The 18225-nt window shown below is 71.3% G+C and carries 19 protein-coding genes; 13 read left to right on the forward strand and 6 right to left on the reverse strand.

Annotation, left to right across the window (positions count from 1 at the left end):
- Positions 1-26: 26 nt before the first annotated feature.
- Together pyk and tesB are read left to right on the forward strand one after the other, a co-directional pair.
- Positions 27-1451, forward strand: a complete 1425-nt coding sequence (gene pyk, locus JHE00_RS30325; RefSeq protein ID WP_200324788.1) for a pyruvate kinase — start codon at positions 27-29, stop codon at positions 1449-1451.
- A 37-nt stretch (positions 1452-1488) separates the two neighbouring features.
- A complete protein-coding gene (tesB, locus tag JHE00_RS30330; RefSeq protein WP_200324790.1) occupies positions 1489-2394 on the forward strand; it encodes an acyl-CoA thioesterase II in 906 nt (301 codons plus the stop codon).
- An 86-nt stretch (positions 2395-2480) separates the two neighbouring features.
- Here the strand turns inward: tesB and JHE00_RS30335 are convergent, their stop codons facing one another.
- The gene (locus JHE00_RS30335; RefSeq protein WP_307832185.1) at positions 2481-2831 is read right to left on the reverse strand and encodes a hypothetical protein; all 351 of its coding nucleotides are present in this window, start codon (positions 2829-2831) and stop codon (positions 2481-2483) included.
- A gap of 191 nt (positions 2832-3022) precedes the next feature.
- Between JHE00_RS30335 and JHE00_RS30340 the strand changes: the two genes are divergently transcribed.
- The 4 genes from JHE00_RS30340 (at position 3023) to JHE00_RS30355 (ending at position 7546) form a co-directional block, all read left to right on the forward strand.
- Positions 3023-3895 (forward strand): helix-turn-helix domain-containing protein, encoded by an 873-nt coding sequence (locus JHE00_RS30340; protein ID WP_200324792.1) that lies wholly within the window; start codon positions 3023-3025, stop codon positions 3893-3895.
- Positions 3896-3906: 11 nt separating this feature from the next.
- A complete protein-coding gene (locus JHE00_RS30345; protein WP_200324794.1) occupies positions 3907-4116 on the forward strand; it encodes a DUF397 domain-containing protein in 210 nt (69 codons plus the stop codon).
- Between the two features lie 163 nt (positions 4117-4279).
- A complete protein-coding gene (locus JHE00_RS30350; RefSeq protein WP_230425247.1) occupies positions 4280-4486 on the forward strand; it encodes a hypothetical protein in 207 nt (68 codons plus the stop codon).
- A gap of 60 nt (positions 4487-4546) precedes the next feature.
- Positions 4547-7546 carry a helix-turn-helix transcriptional regulator gene (locus tag JHE00_RS30355; protein ID WP_200324796.1) on the forward strand — a complete coding sequence of 1000 codons (3000 nt, stop codon included), beginning with the start codon at positions 4547-4549 and terminating at the stop codon, positions 7544-7546.
- A 7-nt stretch (positions 7547-7553) separates the two neighbouring features.
- Here JHE00_RS30355 and JHE00_RS30360 read toward each other — a convergent pair whose 3' ends face one another.
- Together JHE00_RS30360 and JHE00_RS30365 are read right to left on the reverse strand one after the other, a co-directional pair.
- Positions 7554-9155, reverse strand: coding sequence for a succinic semialdehyde dehydrogenase (locus tag JHE00_RS30360; RefSeq protein ID WP_200324798.1), 1602 nt, complete (start codon positions 9153-9155; stop codon positions 7554-7556).
- A 65-nt stretch (positions 9156-9220) separates the two neighbouring features.
- On the reverse strand, positions 9221-9823 hold the full coding sequence (locus JHE00_RS30365) for a TetR/AcrR family transcriptional regulator (RefSeq protein ID WP_200324800.1): 603 nt from the start codon (positions 9821-9823) through the stop codon (positions 9221-9223).
- 101 nt (positions 9824-9924) lie between these two features.
- Between JHE00_RS30365 and JHE00_RS30370 the strand changes: the two genes are divergently transcribed.
- The 7 genes from JHE00_RS30370 to JHE00_RS30400 all read left to right on the forward strand — a co-directional run bounded on the left by JHE00_RS30370 (position 9925) and on the right by JHE00_RS30400 (position 15233).
- On the forward strand, positions 9925-11076 hold the full coding sequence (locus tag JHE00_RS30370) for an acyl-CoA dehydrogenase family protein (RefSeq protein WP_200324802.1): 1152 nt from the start codon (positions 9925-9927) through the stop codon (positions 11074-11076).
- Between the two features lie 14 nt (positions 11077-11090).
- Positions 11091-12233 carry a CaiB/BaiF CoA transferase family protein gene (locus JHE00_RS30375; RefSeq protein ID WP_200324804.1) on the forward strand — a complete coding sequence of 381 codons (1143 nt, stop codon included), beginning with the start codon at positions 11091-11093 and terminating at the stop codon, positions 12231-12233.
- A gap of 230 nt (positions 12234-12463) precedes the next feature.
- Positions 12464-12631, forward strand: coding sequence for a hypothetical protein (locus JHE00_RS30380; protein WP_200324806.1), 168 nt, complete (start codon positions 12464-12466; stop codon positions 12629-12631).
- Positions 12632-12945: 314 nt separating this feature from the next.
- Positions 12946-13440 carry a helix-turn-helix transcriptional regulator gene (locus JHE00_RS30385; protein ID WP_200324808.1) on the forward strand — a complete coding sequence of 165 codons (495 nt, stop codon included), beginning with the start codon at positions 12946-12948 and terminating at the stop codon, positions 13438-13440.
- A gap of 106 nt (positions 13441-13546) precedes the next feature.
- Positions 13547-14377, forward strand: a complete 831-nt coding sequence (locus tag JHE00_RS30390; RefSeq protein WP_307832186.1) for a lytic transglycosylase domain-containing protein — start codon at positions 13547-13549, stop codon at positions 14375-14377.
- 69 nt (positions 14378-14446) lie between these two features.
- Positions 14447-14878 (forward strand): hypothetical protein, encoded by a 432-nt coding sequence (locus JHE00_RS30395; RefSeq protein ID WP_200324812.1) that lies wholly within the window; start codon positions 14447-14449, stop codon positions 14876-14878.
- A gap of 1 nt (position 14879) precedes the next feature.
- Positions 14880-15233: a DUF3817 domain-containing protein gene (locus tag JHE00_RS30400; RefSeq protein WP_200324814.1), complete on the forward strand. Its 354-nt coding sequence runs from the start codon at positions 14880-14882 to the stop codon at positions 15231-15233.
- Here JHE00_RS30400 and JHE00_RS30405 read toward each other — a convergent pair.
- From JHE00_RS30405 to JHE00_RS30415, 3 genes are read right to left on the reverse strand one after another with little or no spacing between them, the layout of a single operon-like run.
- Positions 15211-16071: a spermidine synthase gene (locus JHE00_RS30405; RefSeq protein WP_200324816.1), complete on the reverse strand. Its 861-nt coding sequence runs from the start codon at positions 16069-16071 to the stop codon at positions 15211-15213. The genes JHE00_RS30400 and JHE00_RS30405 overlap by 23 nt on opposite strands.
- 1 nt (position 16072) lies before the next feature.
- Positions 16073-16462 (reverse strand): adenosylmethionine decarboxylase, encoded by a 390-nt coding sequence (speD, locus tag JHE00_RS30410; RefSeq protein WP_200324818.1) that lies wholly within the window; start codon positions 16460-16462, stop codon positions 16073-16075.
- Positions 16452-17627 carry a type III PLP-dependent enzyme gene (locus JHE00_RS30415; protein WP_307832187.1) on the reverse strand — a complete coding sequence of 392 codons (1176 nt, stop codon included), beginning with the start codon at positions 17625-17627 and terminating at the stop codon, positions 16452-16454. The genes speD and JHE00_RS30415 overlap by 11 nt, the downstream gene beginning before the upstream one ends.
- Positions 17628-18225: the final 598 nt, after the last annotated feature.

The following is an 18225-nucleotide window of genomic DNA, read 5'->3' on the forward strand; positions in this document are numbered from 1 at the left end:
GGAGTAAGGGACTAGGCTGCTCAGGTGTGAGCCGACGAGCGAAGATCGTATGCACCCTCGGCCCTGCGACGGCGACGGCGGAGAAGGTCCGTGCGCTCGTCGAGGCCGGTATGGATGTCGCACGCATGAACTTCAGCCATGGCAGCCATGGCGACCACAAGCAGGTCTACGACCTCATCCGGAACGCGGCGGCGGAGACCGGCCGCGCGGTCGGAATCCTGGCCGACCTGCAGGGCCCCAAGATCCGGCTCGGTACCTTCGCGGGCGGTCCCGTCGAGTGGCGTACCGGTGACCGGGTCCGCATCACCGTCGAGGACGTGCAGGGCACCCACGACCGCGTCTCGACGACGTACAAGGGGCTCGCCAAGGACGCCAAGCCGGGCGACCGCCTGCTGGTCGACGACGGCAAGGTCGGTCTCGTGGTCGAGGGCGTCGAAGGCCCCGACGTGCTGTGCGAGGTGACCGAGGGCGGTCCCGTCAGCAACAACAAGGGTGTCTCGCTGCCGGGCATGGACGTGTCGGTGCCCGCGATGTCCGACAAGGACGTCGAGGACCTCGAGTTCGCCATGGAGCTGGGTGTCGACTTCGTCGCGCTGTCCTTCGTGCGCTCGCCCGCCGACATCGACCTGGTGCACCAGGTGATGGACCGGGTCGGCAAGGGCAGGGCGCCCGTCATCGCCAAGCTCGAGAAGCCCGAGGCCGTCTACAACCTCGAGGCGATCGTGCTGGCCTTCGACGGCGTGATGGTGGCGCGCGGTGACCTCGGCGTCGAGCTGCCGCTCGAGCAGGTTCCGCTGGTGCAGAAGCGGGCCATCCAGATCGCCCGCGAGAACGCCAAGCCGGTGATCGTCGCGACGCAGATGCTCGACTCGATGATCAACAACTCGCGCCCGACGCGCGCGGAGGCCTCGGACGTGGCCAACGCCGTGCTCGACGGCGCCGACGCGGTGATGCTCTCCGGCGAGACCAGCGTGGGCCGCTACCCGATCGAGACGGTCGAGACGATGAGCCGCATCGTCGAGGCCGTCGAGGCCGACCTGCCGTCGGTGCCGCCGTTGAGCCACGTGCCGCGGACCAAGCGGGGCGTGATCTCCTACGCCGCCCGCGACATCGGCGAGCGCCTCAACGCCAAGGCACTGGTCGCGTTCACGCAGTCCGGTGACACCGTGCGCAGGCTGGCGCGGCTGCACACCCGGTTGCCGCTGCTCGCGTTCACGCCGCTGGAGAGCGTGCGCAGCCAGCTGACGATGACGTGGGGCACCACGGCGCGGATCGTGCCGCACGCCGACTCGACGGACCGCATGATCCAGCAGGTCGACCACGCGATGCTCGAGACCGGCCGCTACCAGGCGGGCGACCTCGTGGTCATCGTCGCGGGCTCGCCCCCGGGCACCATCGGCTCGACCAACCTGATCCGGGTGCACCGGCTCGGTGAGGACGACCACGCCTGAGGGGCGGGGCGCGGCGCGAGCGTGTTGAATCCCGGGCATGACTGAGCTGGCGAGAGCAGCCGCGACAGGACTGGACACAGCGGCGGGCCACGGCGGGCAACAGGTGCTCGACCGGCTGGTCGGGCTGCTGGACCTGGAGAAGATCGAGGAGAATATCTTCCGCGGCGTGAGCCCGCCGCACTCGCCGACGCGGGTGTTCGGCGGGCAGGTCGCGGGACAGGCCCTCGTCGCCGCGGGCCGCACGGTGCCGGAGGAGCGCACGGTGCACTCGCTGCACGCGTACTTCATCCGGCCCGGCGACCCGAAGGTCCCGATCGTCTACGAGGTCGACCGCATCCGCGACGGTCGCTCGTTCACCACCCGGCGCGTCACCGCCGTGCAGCACGGCAAGGCGATCTTCGCTCTGTCCGCGTCGTTCCAGCTCGACGAGGACGGTGTGGAGCACTCCGAGCAGATGCCCGACGTCCCGGACCCGGAGTCGCTGCCGACGTTGCTCGAGCGCACGGGGGAGTACGCCGACAAGCTCGGGCTGCGGGCGCAGCCGCGGCCGATCGACATCCGCTACGTCAACGACCCGCCGTGGGTGACGAGGGAGAGCGGGGAACGGCCATCGCGCAACCAGGTCTGGATGCGGGCCGATGGCATGCTGGCCGACAGTCAGCTGCTGCACGTGTGCGTGCTGACCTACGCCTCGGACATGACGTTGCTGGACTCCGTGCTGGCGAGCCACGGCGTGTACTGGGACCTGGACCGTGTGCTGGGTGCGAGTCTCGACCACGCGCTGTGGTTCCACCGCCCGTTCCGGGCCGACGAGTGGTTCCTCTACGACAGTGGCTCGCCCACCGCGTCGGGCGCGCGCGGGCTGGCGACGGGCCGGTTCTTCTCCCGCGACGGCAGGCATCTCGCCACCGTCGTGCAGGAGGGTCTGATCAGGGTTCTCTGAGGTCGCGACTGCGGTGAAGACCACCCGGTGCTCGGGTGAAGGTGGCCCTCACCGCAGCGGCCGCATCCCTGGACTTCGGGGTCGTCTCAGCTGGCCACGTGCAGCGGGGCCCGGCCGCGCCGGTGATGGCGCGCCGGGTCCGTCTCGCCGCGCGTGGCCTCCTCGATGTCGGGGCCGAGCGCGAGGTGTGCGGCGAGGTAGGCGCGGCACGGCAGTTTGCCGCGCTTGCGCGGGAAGAACCGGGGCCGCCTGCCGTGGCACACCGAGCAGTGCCCGGTGGTGTCGAGGCGGTGTTCGGAGAGCACGGATCTCAGTGCGGCGACGAGCAACGTCGAGTGCTGGTGTGAGGAGCCTGCGTTCACCGTGTGGGTGACGTCGTCGAGCTTGCGGTGCACGCTCGCCTGCAGCGGGTTGACGATGTGGTCTCGCCCGGGCACGTGGATCTCACCTGCGTTTCATTGCGTGGAACTCTTCAGCCACCAACGCCCGGAGCCTACCCTGGGATTCTGCAAATTGCAGTCCACCGATTGGGCAACGTTGCCTGTCGTGCCAGCGTCAATGCATCACCCGTTTCGGAAGCTGCTGGTTAGATGTCGAACGGGGACGCTCGTGAACCGGAGGTGAAGCCATGACCCGAGGGCAAGGCCCGACCGTGCGGCGGCGGAGGCTGGCCAGCGAGCTGCGGCGGCTCCGGGAAGCGGCCGAGCTGACCATCGACGAGGTGGGCGAGAAACTCGAGTGCTCGGCCTCCAAGGTCAGCCGGATCGAGACCGGGCACGTGGGTGTCACCCCGCGCGACGCCAGGGACATGCTCGAGCTCTACGGCCTGCGCGGCGACGAGCAGGAGGCGCTGGTCCAGCTCGCCAGGGAGGCGCGCAAACGCGGCTGGTGGCACGCGTACAACGAGGTGTTCACCGGTACCTTCGTCGGGCTCGAGGCCGACGCCAGTTCACTGCGGGCGTTCCAGGCGCTGCTGGTGCCGGGTCTGTTGCAGACCACGCGCTACGCGCACGCTGTGATCAGGGCGATGCGCCCGGACGCCGCCGACAGTGAGATCGACCGCCGGGTCGACGCGCGCAGGGAACGTCAGCAGCTCCTGCGCGACTCGCACCCGCCGGAGTACTGGGCGGTGATCGACGAGGCCGTGCTGCACCGGTGTGTCGGCGGCGCCGAGGTGATGGCCGAGCAGCTCACCAAGCTCGCCGAGCTCGCCCAGCTGCCGCACGTCACCATTCAGGTGGTTCCGCTGGAGGCGGGCGCGCACCCGGGAATGGAAGGCCCGTTTCTGATCCTGGGCTTTCCCGAGCAGGCCGATCACGACGTCGTGTACGTCGAGAGCACCAGCACGGGGCTGTACCTGGAGCTCGAGCCCGACGTGCGGCGATACGCGCTGATGTTCGATCATTTGCGGGCCACCGCACTGAGACCGGACGATTCGATCCGGCTGATCGAGGCCGCCGCGCGGCGGTTCGACACCTGCGGAACCAACGAAGCGAACTAAGGAGTGGGGTCATGGGGACCAAGGTCGACAGCGCCGGTCTGCACTGGCGCAAGAGCAGCCACAGCGGCGGCGGCAACGACTGCGTCGAGATCGCCTTCACCGCCGACGGCACGGCTGTCCGCGACTCCAAGAACCCCGCCGTGGGGGCGCTGAGCCTGCCCGCGGCGGGGTGGGACGCCTTACTGAGCGCGGCGCGCTCGGGTGAGCTGAACCTGCGCTGACCTCCGGTTCTCCCGCAATTCCCCGGCCCCTTACCCCGGCCGCGCTCGTCGTGGCGCCGGGTAAGGGGCCGGATCGTCTCCGCCCGACGTGAACGACCGATGCCCGCGCCTGCTCCTCAGGACGACTCTCGTGCTCATCACGAGGAACGAGGAGTTGAGAGGGATGACGAGGATGCCGGCGGGATGGGCCTGGGACGCGGTGCAGGCAGAGGTGGCCTACCGCCAGGAGGAGCTGCGCAAGTCGGGCCGCGGCGGACGGGCGCGGGGGCGCCGCTGGGGCCGTCGCGGGACCACAGAGGTGCGGATCCCGGAGCAGCGGGTGACGGAGCACGACGCGGAGCGGGCCACGTCGCTGCCGCGCCCGAGCTGAGGCGGGGCGGTCATGCTCTGTGCGAAAACCGTGTCGGGGTTGTCGGTGGGGTAGGAGACAATGCCTCACGTGCCCCGTCTCGGTTCTGGAATCCCGCTTGTCGGCCGTGTCGACGAGCTGGCGCGCCTGCGCGCCGCTGTCGATCGCGCGCGCCGCGCCGAGGCCGCCGCGGTGCTGCTGGCCGGCGACGCCGGGGTCGGCAAGACCCGGCTGGTGACCGAGCTCGGCGGCCACGCCGAATCGCAGGGCGCGCTGGTGCTCACGGGCCGGTGCCTCGACGTCGGGGAGGGCGGGTTGCCGTACCTGCCCTTCGCCGAGGCACTGGCCCCGCTGGCCACGTCGGGCGACGACCCGGTCGCGCGGGCCGTGCGCGCGCGACCGGCGCTGGGGCGCCTGCTGCCCTTGGTTCCCGAGGCACCCGCCGCGGCGCCGGACTTCGCCATGGCCGGCGACGTCGACGTGCGGCCGCGGCTGCGTGCCGAGGTGGATCTGGGGCAGCTGCAACTGTTCGACGCCGTGCTGGGTGTGCTCAGCGAGATCAGTGAACACCGGCCGGTGGTGCTGGTGCTGGAGGACCTGCATTGGGCCGACGGTTCCACCCGGAACCTGGTGTCGTTCCTCATCTCGCGGCTGCGGGCGCAGCGCGTGCTCATGGTCGGAACCTATCGCGAGGAGGACGTGTACCGGCGGCATCCATTGCGCGGGCTGCTCGTCGAGCTCGTGCGACTGCCCGCAGTCGAGCGCGTGGAGCTGCGGCCGTTCGGCGAGGCCGACGCGCGCGCGTTCGTCGAGGCGCTGGCCGAGAAGCCGTTGCCGCCCGACGTGCTGGCCGACATGGTCGCGCGCTCGGAGGGCAACCCGTTCTTCGCCGAGGAGCTGCTGGCCTCGAGTGACGACTGCGACGACCTGCCCGCCGGGCTGGCCGAGGTGCTGCTGGCCAGGCTGGAACGGCTCGGCCAGGACACGCGCCGGGTCCTGCGCGTGGTCGCGGTCGCGGGTGAGGGCGTGGCCCACGCGGCGCTGGCGGAGGTCTCCGGGCTCGGCGAGCTCGAACTGGACGAGGCGCTGCGCGAGGCCGTGCAGCACCACGCGCTCGTGATCGAGCGTGGTTTCTACCAGTTCCGGCACGCGCTGTTGCAGGAGGCGGTCTACGCCGATCTGTTGCCGGGGGAGCGGACCCGCATGCACGCGGCCTACGCCACGCGCGTCCGGACCAACCCGCAGGGCCGGGGCCGGGAGGCCAAACTCGCCTATCACAGCCTGCGGAGCAAGGACTTCCCTACGGCGCTGACGGCGCTGGTGCAGGCCGCCGACGAGGCTGCGCGGCTCGGCGCGCCGGGCACGGCGCTGCGGCATCTCGAACAGGCGCTGGAGATCTGGGACGCGGTGCCCGACTCCGCGCGGCCGGAGGGCTACGGCGAGCTGAAGCTGTTGATGGAGGCGTCGCACTACGCGGGCGCGTCCGGTGATCCCGAGCGGGCGATCGCCTTCGCGCGCTCAGCGGCCGAGGCCCTGCCGCCCGATCTCGACCGCGGGAGCGCGGCGATGGTGTGGCGCAGGCTCGCCGAGTCCCTGCTGTCACTGGACGGCTCGTTCGACGAGGCGCCGCCGACGATCGAGCGTGCGTGGGAACTCGTCGCCGACGCGGGCCCGAGCCGGGCGCGCGCGTGGGTGCTCGCCACGCGAGCCCAGATCCAGCGCGCGGAGCTGCGGCTGGAGGACGCGAGGTGGAGCGCCGAGAACGCGGTCGCCGACGCGCGCACCGTGGGCATCGGCGACGCGGAGGCCTCGGCACTGGTCACCTTGGGCGCGCTGGCCGACTCGGACGGCAAGGTCGACCAGGCTCGGCAGCGGCTCGTGGAGGGCGTGGCCAAGGCCCGCTCCACCGGGGCGCTGCACGTGGAGCTGCGGGCGATGTACTACCTCGCGCTGAGCCACGACGACCAGGGCGAGCTCGACCAGGCGCTGCGGCTCTACCGCAGTGGCGCCGACCGGGCAGAGGAGACCGGGCTGGCGTGGAGCGCGTTCGGCCTGAACTCGCGGCTGCGTTACGTCTCGGTGCGCTATCTCGTCGGGGACTGGCCCGACGACGCCGTCGAGCGGCCGAGGTCGCCGGTCTCCAGCACGGTCACCACGATCATGAACACGGCCTGGGTCCACCTCATGGTCGCCAGGGGGCGCTTCGCCGAGGCGGAACGGCTCGTGGCCGATCTGCGCGCCCACTGGCGTTCTGATCTCTGGATCGCGATGGCGGCCACGGCGTCCGGCTCGGAGCTCGCCTACTGGCAGGGCGAGTACGAGCGGGCGGCCCGTCTGGTGCGGGATGGGGTCGCGCGGTTCGACGAGTTCTATCCCCGGGCACTGGGCGGCATCCGGATCTGCGCGCTCGGTCTCGAGGCCGCCGCCGCGTGGGCCACCGAGGCCCGGCTGCGCGGCGACACCGCGGCGGTCGCCGAGGCGGGCGAGCTGGGCGCGGCCTTGCTGGCGCACGTGAGGGACTGCGTCGAGCACGGCACGCCGCGCTCGGGCACCATCGGCCCCGAGGGCCAGGCGTGGCTGTTGCGAGCGGAAGCGGCCGCGAGCGGGCTCGCCGGGCCCGCCGACGCGTCGCTGTGGGCGAAGGTGGTCGAGGCGTTCGGCTACGGCGCCGTGTACGAGCAGGCGATCTGCCGCCTGCGGCACGCCGAGGCGTTGCTGGCCGCGGGCGACACCGCGCCCGCGGCGCAGGAGCTCGGCGAGGCGCACGCGTTCGCCGAGCGGCTCGAGGCGGGACCGCTGCGCACGGCGGTGCGCGACCTCGCGCGCAGGGCGCGCGTGGAGCTGCCTGGCCTGGCACCGGCCAGGGACGTCGTGGACCTGCTCACCGAACGGGAACGCGCGGTGCTCGAGCGGGTCGCGCTCGGCCGGACCAACCGTCAGGTGGGCGAGGAGCTCTACATCAGCGAGAAGACCGTGAGCGTGCACCTGTCGCGGGCGATGGCGAAGCTCGGTGCGAGCAGGCGCGCCGAGGCCGTCGCCATCGCCTACGACAGGGGACTGCTCGCCAGGGCGGCTCCGTAGCCTGCGGCTACCGGCCGGGCAGGCGCCGCAGGGCTTTCATGCCCACGGTCATCGCGGAGGTCCACAGTTTCGGCGGCAGTCCGCGCGGCGGCCGCAGCCGCAGTCCGCGCTGCACGGCGATCGCCTGGGCCTCGGTGTAGCGGAGCAGACCGTCGGCGCCGTTGCGCCTGCCCACTCCGGAGTCCTTCATACCGCCCATCGGCACGCCGATCGTGCCGAACGTGGCGGCGTAGCCCTCGTTGACGTTGACCGTGCCGGCCTTGAGCCGCCCGGCCACGTCCCGGCCGCGCCGGGCATCGCTCGTCCAGACGCTCGCGTTGAGCCCGAACGGCGTGTCGTTGGCGCGGCCGACGGCATCGTCCACATCGGAGTAGGAGTACACCGACACGACGGGGCCGAACGTCTCCTCGGCGAACAGTTGTGCCCGCTCGGTGACTCCCGTGAGGACGGTCGGCTCGTAGAACAGGGGGCCGAGATCGGGCCGGGCGCGCCCTCCGGTGACCACGGTCGCCCCCGTGGACCTCGCGTCGTCGACGTGCGCGGAGACCGTGGCGAGCTGTTCCGGCGAGGTGAGCGAGCCCATGCCGGGTCCGTAGTCCAGCGCCGCGCCGAGGCGCAGTGCCTCGGTGCGCGCGGCGAACTCGCGGACGAACTCCTCGCGGATGCTGTCGTGGACGTAGATCCGCTCCACCGACACGCACAGCTGCCCCGCCGAGGCGAAGCACGCGGTGACCGCGCCCGCCGCGGCCTTGCGCACGTCGGCGTCGGGCAGCACGATCAGCGGGTTCTTGCCGCCCAGCTCCAGCGAGTAGCTCGTGAGCCGCCGGGCGATGCGCCCTGCGAGGTCCTTGCCGGTGGGGGTGGAGCCGGTGAAGCAGACGTAGTCGGACTCCTCGACGATCGCGTCGCCGATGCGCGAGCCCCGGCCGAGCACGATCTGCCAGGCGTCGGCTGGCAGCCCGGCCCGCTCGGCGAGCTCGTGCAGCCACAGCGCCGAGAGCGCGGTCTGGTTGTCGGGTTTCTGCACCACGGCGTTGCCCGCGACGAGCGCGGGCAGCACGTCCATCGCGGTGAGCGCGAGCGGGTAATTCCACGGCGAGATGATGCCGACGACGCCCTTGGGATGGCGGAGCTCGCCTGCCGTGGTCAGCACCGGCAGCGCGCCGGGAGCCCGGCGTGGCGCGAGCAGGCGCGGGGCGCGCTTGCCGTAGTAGGCCGCCACGAGCGCGGTGGCGCTGACCTCGTCGAAGGCGTCGAGCCGGGCCTTGCCCGCCTCGACCTGCACCAGGTCGAGCGCCTCGTCCTGGTGCCGCAGCACCAGTTCGTGCAGGCGCAGCAGGATCCGGGCGCGCTCGGCGGCCGGCCGGGCGGCCCACGTGCGCTGGGCGCGCCGGGCGGTGGCGAACGCGGCGCGCGCGTCGGCGTCGGTGGCCTGGGGCAGGACCGCCGTGGTGAGGCCCGTGAACGGGGCCTTCATCTCCGCGGGGGCCGAGTCCGTGCCTCCCGCGACGCGCTGGAGCAGTGCTGTGGCCCTGCTCGTCGGCGGCGCTCCGGCCACCCCGCCGATCGTGTCCGGCCGCTCGGTCCGCACGGGAACGGTGCTCGTCATGCCGCCTCCGATAGCAACGTTGTTACCGACGAGTAGAGCATACCGTGGGTATGGCCGCGAGCGCGTCAGTGTGCGAAGTGGGCCACCACGATGCGCTTCCACTCGTCGAGCAACTGCGTGCGCCGCGCGGGATCGCCGCCCAGTTCGGCGTCCAGCGCGAGCCCGCGGGTGAGGTTGACGGTGAGCCAGTACAGCGTCTCCACCTTGTCCCTGGGCAGGTCACCGGAGAGCCGTGCGATGTGCTCCAGCGTCGAGCGGCCCAGCGCGCGGTCGACCGGCCGCATGGCGGCGCGCAGTTCACCGTCGGTGCGCGCCGCGATCCAGAGTTCCATCGCGGCGGTGGCCAGGGTGCCCGAGTACGACTCCCACAGCAGGTCCACGGCGGCGGCGACGCGCTCGGGTCCCTCGGGCAGCCGGTCGATCTCGGGCGCCCGCTGCTCCTTGAGCTTGAGGGTCAGGTGCTCGACGGCGGCGGCCATCAGCTCGGTCTTGGCGGCGAAGTGGTGCTGGAAGGCGCCTTTCGAGACGCCGGCGCGGGCGCAGATCTCCTGCATCGAGGTGCGCGGGTAGCCCAGCTCGACCAGGCAGTCGATCGTGGCGTCGAGCAGCGCCGCCCGCGTCTGCTCCCGCCGCTGCGCCTGCGTGCGGTGGCCCCGCGCCGTGGTCATGGCGCCCCCTTTACCTGTCGGCCGAGCGGATGTACATTCCGAGCAGAATTTACATTCCAACTGGATTGTTTTCCAGTGCCGGAGACCAGGAGGGCAGGGCTGTGCCGCTGCAGATCCAGAGAAGCTCGTGGCTGAACACCGAGCTCGATGACTTCCGGCAGCTCGCCAAGTCGTTCTGCGAGAACGAGCTCAAGCCTCATCAGGAACGCTGGATCGCGGCCAAGCAGGTGGACCGCGAGCTGTGGACCAAGGCCGGCGAGGTCGGGCTGCTCGCACTGTCCATTCCGGAGTCCTACGGCGGTGGTGGCGGCACGTTCGCCCACGAGACCGTGCTCTACGAGGAGCAGGCCCGCAGCGGCGACGGCGGCTGGGGCGTGTCCGTCCACAACGGAATCGTCGCGCACTACCTGCTCGCCTACGCCTCGGAGGAGCGGAAGAAGGAGTGGCTGCCCAAGTTCGCCAGCGGCGAGTTCGTCGGCGCCGTCGCGATGACCGAGCCGGGCACCGGGTCGGACCTGCAGGGCATCAAGACCCGCGCCGTGCGCGAGGGTGACGAGTACGTGATCAACGGTGCCAAGACCTTCATCACCAACGGCGCCCACGCCGACCTCGTCGTGGTGGCGGTGAAGACCGACCCCGACGGCGGAGCCAAGGGTGTGTCGCTGATCGCCGTGCCCACGGACACGCCCGGCTTCCGCCGCGGCCGCGTGCTCGACAAGGTCGGCCTGCGCGCCCAGGACACCGCGGAGCTGTTCTTCGACGACGTGCGCGTGCCCGTGGCCAACCTGCTGGGCGATCAGGAGGGGCAGGGCTTCATCCAGCTGATGCAGCAGCTGCCGCAGGAGCGCCTGATCATCGCGGTCACCGCGGTGGCGGGTCTCGAGGCGGCGGTGGAGCAGACCCTGGCCTACACCAAGGAGCGCACCGCGTTCGGCCGGCCGATCTTCGGCTTCCAGAACACCAAGTTCACGCTGGCCGAGGCCGCCACCGAGGCCGCCGTCGCGCGTGCCTTCCTCGACCAGTGCATCGAGCGCCACCTCAGGGGCGAGCTCGACGTGCAGGGCGCGGCGATGGCGAAGCTGTGGACCACCGAGCGCGTCAACAAGGTGATCGACGACTGCGTGCAGCTCTTCGGCGGCTACGGCTACATGATGGAGTACCCGATCGCGCGGGCCTGGGCCGACGTCCGCATCTCGCGGATCTTCGGCGGCACCAGCGAGATCATGAAGGACATCATCTCGCGCACACTCTGAAAGGAAGTCGGGCGATGAAGGCTGGGCCGCTCAGTGGCCTCAAGGTGATCGAGCTCGCCGGGCTGGCCCCGGCGCCGTTCGCCTGCACGATCCTCGCAGACCTCGGCGCGGACGTCATCAGGGTCGACCGCGCGACACCGGGCGAGGACGTGCTCGGTCTGCCCTACGACCCGCTGCTGCGCGGGCGCAGGACGATCGGCGTGAACACCAAGACGCCCGAGGGCGTGGAGCTGGTGCTCACGCTCGCCGAGAAGGCCGACGCATTCGTGGAGGGCTTCCGGCCGGGCGTCGCCGAGCGCATGGGGATCGGGCCGGAGCAGGTGCACGCGCGCAATCCGAGGCTGGTCTACGGCCGGGTCACGGGATGGGGTCAGGACGGCCCGCTCGCGCAGGCCGCCGGTCACGACATCAACTACCTCGGCCTCGCGGGCGCGCTGGAGCCAATCGGCAGGGCCGGGGAGCGCCCGGTGCCGCCGGTGAACTTCCTCGGCGACTTCGGCGGGGGAGGGCTGTTCCTCGCGATGGGAATGCTCGCGGCGCTCTACGAGCGGACCTCGTCCGGCAGGGGGCAGGTCGTGGACGCCTCGATGGTCGACGGCGCGGCGCTGCTCACCACACAGCTCTACGGGCTCAAGGCCAGCGGTGTGTGGGAGGGCGAGCGCGGGCAGAACCTGCTCGACGGCGGTGCGCCGTGTTACGACACCTACGAGTGCGCCGACGGTAAGTACGTCGCCGTCGGGGCGCTGGAGATGCGCTTCTGGGCCGCGCTCGTACAGGTGCTCGATCTGGACGCCGAGGACCTGCCGGTGCACCTCGACCAGCGGGAGTGGCCGCGGCTGCGCGAGATCCTCGCGGCGGAGATCGCCAAGTACTCGAGGGACGAGCTCGTCGCCAAGGCGGAGGGCACGGACGCGTGCCTGACCCCGGTGCTCACGCCGGAGGAGGCGGCGCGGCACCCGCACAACGCTGAGCGCGGCACCTTCGTCGAGATCGGCGGAGTGGTCCAGCCCGCGCCGGGCCCGCGGTTCGACCGCACCCCGCCCGCTACTCCGGAGCCGCCGCACGAGAAGGGCGCGGACACCGGGGAGGTCCTCGACGAGCTTGGTCTGGACCCCGGCGAGATCGCGGCACTGCGCGCCGCGGGAGCGCTCGCCTGAGGCCTGCGACACGGCGGCGTGTCGCAGCGGCGCCGTTGTGGTGATCACGCCTAAGGTGACGGTGTCCTGCGGATTGAAGGGATTTCATGATCTACGGGTAGTCACCGCTGACGCCCGTTCGCGTGATTACCCGTCAGGATGCCTTGTGGTGAGGCATCATGACGGGGTACTTGGCGGGAGAGCAGCGCGGTCGCCGTGCCTGGCACCGCCCGGATGGATCGGATGGAGCCATGTCGCCGGGTCTCAAGAAAGTCCTCATTTTCGGCGTGGTGGCGCTCGTCCTGTTCCTCCTGATCAGCCGCCCCAACGAGTCGGCCGACGCCGTGCAGACGGCGCTCAGCTGGTTGCGCGACGGAGCCGAAGCGATCGTGACGTTCGTGCAGAGCCTCTTCTCCTAGTCCAGACCACGGCCGACCGGCACCGCGTCGCGGTGCCGGTTCTTTTGTTGCGCGCACACGTGTCTGGTGACTCTCTGTCGCGAAATCCCGCCCGGAGGCTTGATTGCTCCACCATCCGGGTGGATTCATGTGGTTAAGGCGCTGGTCAACGGATTCGTCGGCGAGAGGGTCTGGCGGAGTCGCGGCTCGCTCTCATACGGTGCTCACATTGCGTGATCGGCCGGTTCCCCAGGCCTCACGCTTCACATCTCGAACACCGTTGCTCGACCAGTCTTTTGCGATACGACAGCAGTTGCGTGGCAGAGGAGGCAGGGATGCGAGATCCCGGAGTTGACGCCGTGATCCGGCAGTGGACGTCCGAGCGCCAGCAGAGCGCGGAGGACCGCGAGATCAACCGGATCGCCTCGGCGTGGCTCGCGGAGGCGCCTCAGGCCTCCCAGCCGGCCCCGGGAATTCCGGGACAGCGAGGCAACACCGGCGCGGGCCGCTGGGCCCCCGTCGACGCCGCCGACCCGGGCTACCTCGCCGCCATGCGCGAGCGGGTTCCCGACGCACCCGACGAGCTGCTGACCGCCGCGGCGGGCTGGTGGCAGATGATCGGCAGCGTCAGCGAGGCCGAAGCGTGGTGGGACGCGGGCATCAGCCCGCTCGATCAGCGCGCGCTCGACTACCGGGCCGCGGGACTGGCACCCGAGGACCTGAGCAAGCGGCTCGGCCCGCTCACCGTTCTGGACCACCTCCGCCGGGGCAGCGCTCCCGCGTGGTGTGTCGCCCGGCTCTCCCGGCAGCGTCGCGACGCCGCCAGCTGATCTCCGCGGGGCCCGTAACGCTAGTCTGCGCTGACTCGTTGTTGGCAGTGAGTCACAAGGTCGGCTAGTGGAGGGCCCAGCGGTGCAAGATCCGGGGACGCGCGAGGTGACGCGTCCGGGGCGGGCGGCCCTCGTCCGGCTGGTCGTCGTCGTGGCCGTACTGGCCGTGGGTGCGGGTGGTGCGTGGCTCATCGCCCGCGCCGGCACTCCGGAGGCGGGACCGATCACCACCGACATTCCCGCGCTCCAAGTGGAACCGGCCCAGGTGGAGCCCGGTTCCGTGGTCCCCGCGGCCGACGTGGTCGCGGGCGCCCGCACCGGCGGCAGCGACATCCGGCCACCTCAGCAGGAACAGTCCGGCGCCGATCCGCTCGGCGACTGGGCGGAGAGCACGTCCGCCGCGGTGGGTGTGCCCGCCAGGGCGCTGCGCGCCTATGGCAACGCCGAACTGGCGGTGCGGGCCAGTCAGCCGGACTGCCGGGTCTCCTGGGCCACCCTCGCCGGGATCGGCCGCATCGAGTCCGACCACGGCCGCTACGGCGGAGTCGAGCTCGGTGAGGACGGCAGGCCGTCGAGTCCCATCATCGGTGTGCCGCTCAACGGTTCCGCCGGGGTGCGGGCGATTCCCGACACCGACGGCGGCTCTCTCGACGGCGATCCCGTGCACGACAGGGCCGTCGGCCCGATGCAGTTCATCCCCAGCACCTGGGCCCGCTGGGCCAGCGACGCCAACGGCGACGGGGCGGGCGACCCGCAGCAGATCGACGACGCCGCGCTGGCCGCGGCGCGGTACCTGTGCGCGGGCGGCAGGGACATGGCCTCCGCCGAGGGCTGGTGGGCCGGGATCATGTCGTACAACAACTCGGTGGAGTACGCGCAGAAGGTCTTCGCACTCGCCGACGCCTACGCCACGCAGGCGCAGACCGCCCAGGGATGACCTACAGCGTGTCGTAGAAGGGTGCCCTGTGGCCGCCCCCACCCTGGCCAGGGTGCTAACTTCGAAGGCGTGTCCCTGAGCTCCACGACAGCCCGCCGGCTCGCCATCGTCGGCGTCAGCGTGCTGAGCGTGCTCATCTGCTTCGGCCTCGCGTGGTGGCAGTGGGAGCGGTTCTCCTCGGCGGGCGGCTCGTTCCAGAACCTCGGTTACGTACTGCAGTGGCCGCTGTTCGGGCTCTTCCCCGCCTTCATGTTCTGGCGCATCCGCAGGCTGAACCGCCAGCATCGAGCCGAGAACGCACCCGGGTCCGAGTCGCCGGGCAGCGAGCAGGGCACACCGAGCAGTGGCCGGAGCGAGTGGGGCCACCGGCCCGCCGACGTTCCGCCACCGCGACCGTCGATCCGGCAGGCGCCCCGGCCCGTCGACGACGAGGACGAGGAACTGGCCGCGTACAACCGGTACCTGGCCGAGCTGAACGCCCGCGACCAAGAGGTGACATGACATGGTGACGACCGACCGCGACGAGACGCAGGCGGCTCCGGCCGCGACGTCCCTGCAGGGACCACTGAAGCGGTTCCGCATCGCGGCCTTCGCCACCGGCATCGGGCTGCTGGGCCTGTGCGTCGTGATGGTGGTGCGCTACGTCTTCGACAACCCCGACCCCTCGGCCATCTACTCGCCGATCCACGGCGTGATCTACATGATCTACCTGGTGGTGGCGGTGGACCTCGCGCTCAAGGCTCGCTGGTCGGTGAAGGGGACCGTGGGCGTGCTGCTCGCCGGCTGTGTTCCGCTCCTGTCGTTCTATGTCGAGCGCAAGGTCACCCAGCGCGTCACCGCGGGCCGCAAGCTCTGACCGAGTACGGCGCCACGGAACACCCGCGCAGCGTCTCCGCGTCGATCGAGCGCGGCCGGTAGCCCGTTCCCGCCGCCAGCGTCGCGGTCATGACGTCCACCGGGTCGGTGACCGGGTCGGGCCTGCCCGACAGGAACGCCCACTCGTGCTCGTCGGAGCCGAAGTACACGACCGTCCCGAAGACGTCGTGGAACCGCTGCCACGCCGCGATCAGCGTGTCGTTGCGCCACAGCGTCGGGCACCCCGCCTGGCACGTCACGACGCCGCCGGGGGCGAGGACCGCGGCGCAGCGGCGCAGGAAGTCGGCGCCGTACAGCCGGTTGTGCTGGGCGCTCTCGTCCGTGTTCTCGTCGGGCAGGTCGATCACCACCACGTCGTAACGCGTGGTCGTGGTGGCGAGGAACTCGAACCCGTCGCGGTAGTGGATCCGGACCGGGCCATCGCCGCGCTCGGCGTCGGCGAGCTCGGTGGGGGAGTAGCCGTAGGGCAGGTGCTCGGCGCACGCGCGCACGGCCTGCTGGTCGATGTCGACGTGATCGACCAGCTCGGCGCCGTGGTCCACGGCGATCCCGCTCGCCACGCCCTCGCTGGAGCCGATGATCAGCACGGAACGCACCCGCTCGGCCAGCAGGAGCGCGGGCACGAGCAGTGCCTCGTGGTAGACGAGCTGGCTCTGCTCGGTGCTCTGCCGTTCGTCGTCGCAGAACAGCGTGACGCCCTGCTCGGTCGTGCCGATCACGACGTGCTGGAAGTCGGTGTGGGTGTCGAGGACGGTGTCGGACACCTCCCAGACCCGGGTGAGGCCGGGGCCGAGCGGCTCGGAGATCTGCTGGGTCACGTCACTTCCCCGCGGTAGCGGCCTCGCGGCCGCGCTGGACGGTGGTCATGGACACCGAGTCGGTGCCGAGTGCCGCGGCGAGCAGCCGGACGGCCTGTTCGGGGTCGGCGCGGTCGCCGCAGGTGAATACGTCGACGAACAGCGCCCCGATCTCGGGATAGGTGTGCACCGAGGCGTGCGACTCGGCGAGCAGCGCGAGCACGGTGACGCCCTGGGGTTCGAAGCGGTGCGCGACCACCTCGCGCACACTGGCTCCGGCCGAGGTGAGCGCCCCGGCGAGCGTGGTGCGCAGGAACTGCTCGTCGTCGAGCCGCTCCGGCGCGACTCCGTCGAGCTCGGCCAGGACGTGTCTGCCGGAGAACGCTCCGACTCCGGCGAACTCAGTCGGCACCGGGGTTCCTCCCTTCCTGGGCGGGGATGCAGTGGGTCCGCAGTGGCGGGATTCCGTTGAACGCCACCGACGAGTAGCTCGCGGTGTAGGCGCCGGCGGCGAGGATGTCGATCCGGTCGCCGGGACGCAAGGAGAGCGGCAGCCGGTAGGGCGTCCGCTGGTACAGCACGTCGTCACCATCGCACGTCGGGCCTGCGATGATCACCGGTCCGTCCTCGCCTGAGTGATCTGTGACAACCTCCAGCCGGTAGGTGATCGCCTCGTTCTCGGTCTCGGCGAGCCCGTTGTAGCGGCCGACGTCGAGATAGACCCAGCGGTGCGGGTCGCCGGCCGCCTTGCGCGACACCAGGATCACCTCGCTGCGGATCAGTCCGGCCTCGGCGACGATCGCCCTGCCCGGTTCGAGGACCAGCTCCGGCTCCTGTCCCGGCAGGTGCGCCCGTAGTGCGTCGCCGATGGCGGTGGCGTAGTCGGCGGTCGCGGGCGCGGGGCCGGTGTAGCCGATCGCGAGACCACCGCCCGCGTTGAGCCTGCGCAGGACGACGCCGTGCTCGGCCGTGGCGGTGAACACCTTGGCCGCGGCGGCGATCGCCAGCTCCCACGCCGTGGGATCGAGCTGCTGCGACCCGACGTGGAAGCTGACGCCGACGGGGTCGAGCCCCAGTTCGGCGGCGCGCAGCAGCAGCTCGACCGCTTCCGCTCCCGCGCAGCCGAACTTCTGCCCGAACGGGGTGACCGACGCCGGCGTCTCCACGAGCAGGCGCACCGAGACCTGCGCGCCGGGCGCGTGCGTGGCGACGTGGGCCAGGTCGCTCTCGGCGTCGACGGCGAACTCCCGCACGCCCGCGTGGTGGGCGAAGGCGATGTCTGCCCGCTTCTTGATGGTGTTGCCGTACGACAGGGTCTCCGGCGCGGCGCCCGCCGCGAGGCAGAGCTCGATCTCGGCGGGGCTGGCCACGTCGAAGGTCGCGCCCTCTGCCGCGAGGGCCCGCAGCACCGCTGGTTCCGGATTGGCCTTGACCGCGTACTGGATGCGGCTGTCCGCGAACGTCGCGGCCAGCGCGCGGTAGCGCTCCAGCACGGTCTCGACGTCGATCACGAGACAGGGAGTGGGTGGGTCGTGCTCGGCGAGGAAGCCGCGAATTCGATCACGCGTAGTACTCACTCGGCCCAGCGTGTCACCTCCGTCCGGCGTCGGCGCGAACGCACCTCCATTCCGCGTACGCGGCATTGCGCCGCACGGAGCAAGCGGGACCTCCGGAACGGAAGTTGCAGTCCTGACCTCGGCCGGGGCCGCACGGGCGTCGCGGACCGGCCGCCGATTTCCCGGCGATGGCATTCTGTCCGGATTTTCGGAAAAGGGTGCGTCCGGTGCCTCGGAAAGCGATTCATGACAACGTCGTCATCGATTTATCCGGGCTCCGCGGGGTCCGGTATTCGCAATTCGCGGATGCGGAAAATGGGCGCGGGGCCGCCTCGCGGCGAGGCGGACTGCCCTGAACGGGCGAGGGGAGGGTGTCGCCGGGCCGGCGGTGGTGCGCGCCGCGCGCGAGCGGAGCGCCCGCGCCGCCGGACGTGGGGTCAGTCCAGGCGGATCGCGCCGTTCACCCGGGTTGGCGGAGTCCCAGATGGCGCTCCGTCATGCCCCGCCGCGTACAGGTGTCGAACGGGTGAAGAACGCTCGACGACGGTCCCCCTGCGAATTACCCTGGGTAGCACGCCAAGATGAGGGAAGCGCGTTGTCCGGCGTCTGTCCAGTGGAT

This window comes from Prauserella cavernicola, assembly GCF_016595675.1.
Taxonomy (GTDB): domain Bacteria; phylum Actinomycetota; class Actinomycetes; order Mycobacteriales; family Pseudonocardiaceae; genus Prauserella_A; species Prauserella_A cavernicola.

What these genes read in the sequence shown, in the direction of transcription:
- JHE00_RS30350 (WP_230425247.1), top strand. Translation starts at nt 4,280, where the DNA reads ATGACGAGGATGCCGGCGGGATGGGCCTGGGACGCGGTGCAGGCAGAG.
- JHE00_RS30365 (WP_200324800.1), bottom strand. Translation starts at nt 9,823, where the DNA reads ATGACCACGGCGCGGGGCCACCGCACGCAGGCGCAGCGGCGGGAGCAG.
- JHE00_RS30400 (WP_200324814.1), top strand. Translation starts at nt 14,880, where the DNA reads ATGGTGACGACCGACCGCGACGAGACGCAGGCGGCTCCGGCCGCGACG.
- JHE00_RS30380 (WP_200324806.1), top strand. Translation starts at nt 12,464, where the DNA reads ATGTCGCCGGGTCTCAAGAAAGTCCTCATTTTCGGCGTGGTGGCGCTC.
- JHE00_RS30345 (WP_200324794.1), top strand. Translation starts at nt 3,907, where the DNA reads ATGGGGACCAAGGTCGACAGCGCCGGTCTGCACTGGCGCAAGAGCAGC.
- JHE00_RS30340 (WP_200324792.1), top strand. Translation starts at nt 3,023, where the DNA reads ATGACCCGAGGGCAAGGCCCGACCGTGCGGCGGCGGAGGCTGGCCAGC.
- tesB (WP_200324790.1), top strand. Translation starts at nt 1,489, where the DNA reads ATGACTGAGCTGGCGAGAGCAGCCGCGACAGGACTGGACACAGCGGCG.
- JHE00_RS30385 (WP_200324808.1), top strand. Translation starts at nt 12,946, where the DNA reads ATGCGAGATCCCGGAGTTGACGCCGTGATCCGGCAGTGGACGTCCGAG.
- JHE00_RS30355 (WP_200324796.1), top strand. Translation starts at nt 4,547, where the DNA reads ATGCCTCACGTGCCCCGTCTCGGTTCTGGAATCCCGCTTGTCGGCCGT.
- JHE00_RS30360 (WP_200324798.1), bottom strand. Translation starts at nt 9,155, where the DNA reads ATGACGAGCACCGTTCCCGTGCGGACCGAGCGGCCGGACACGATCGGC.
- JHE00_RS30375 (WP_200324804.1), top strand. Translation starts at nt 11,091, where the DNA reads ATGAAGGCTGGGCCGCTCAGTGGCCTCAAGGTGATCGAGCTCGCCGGG.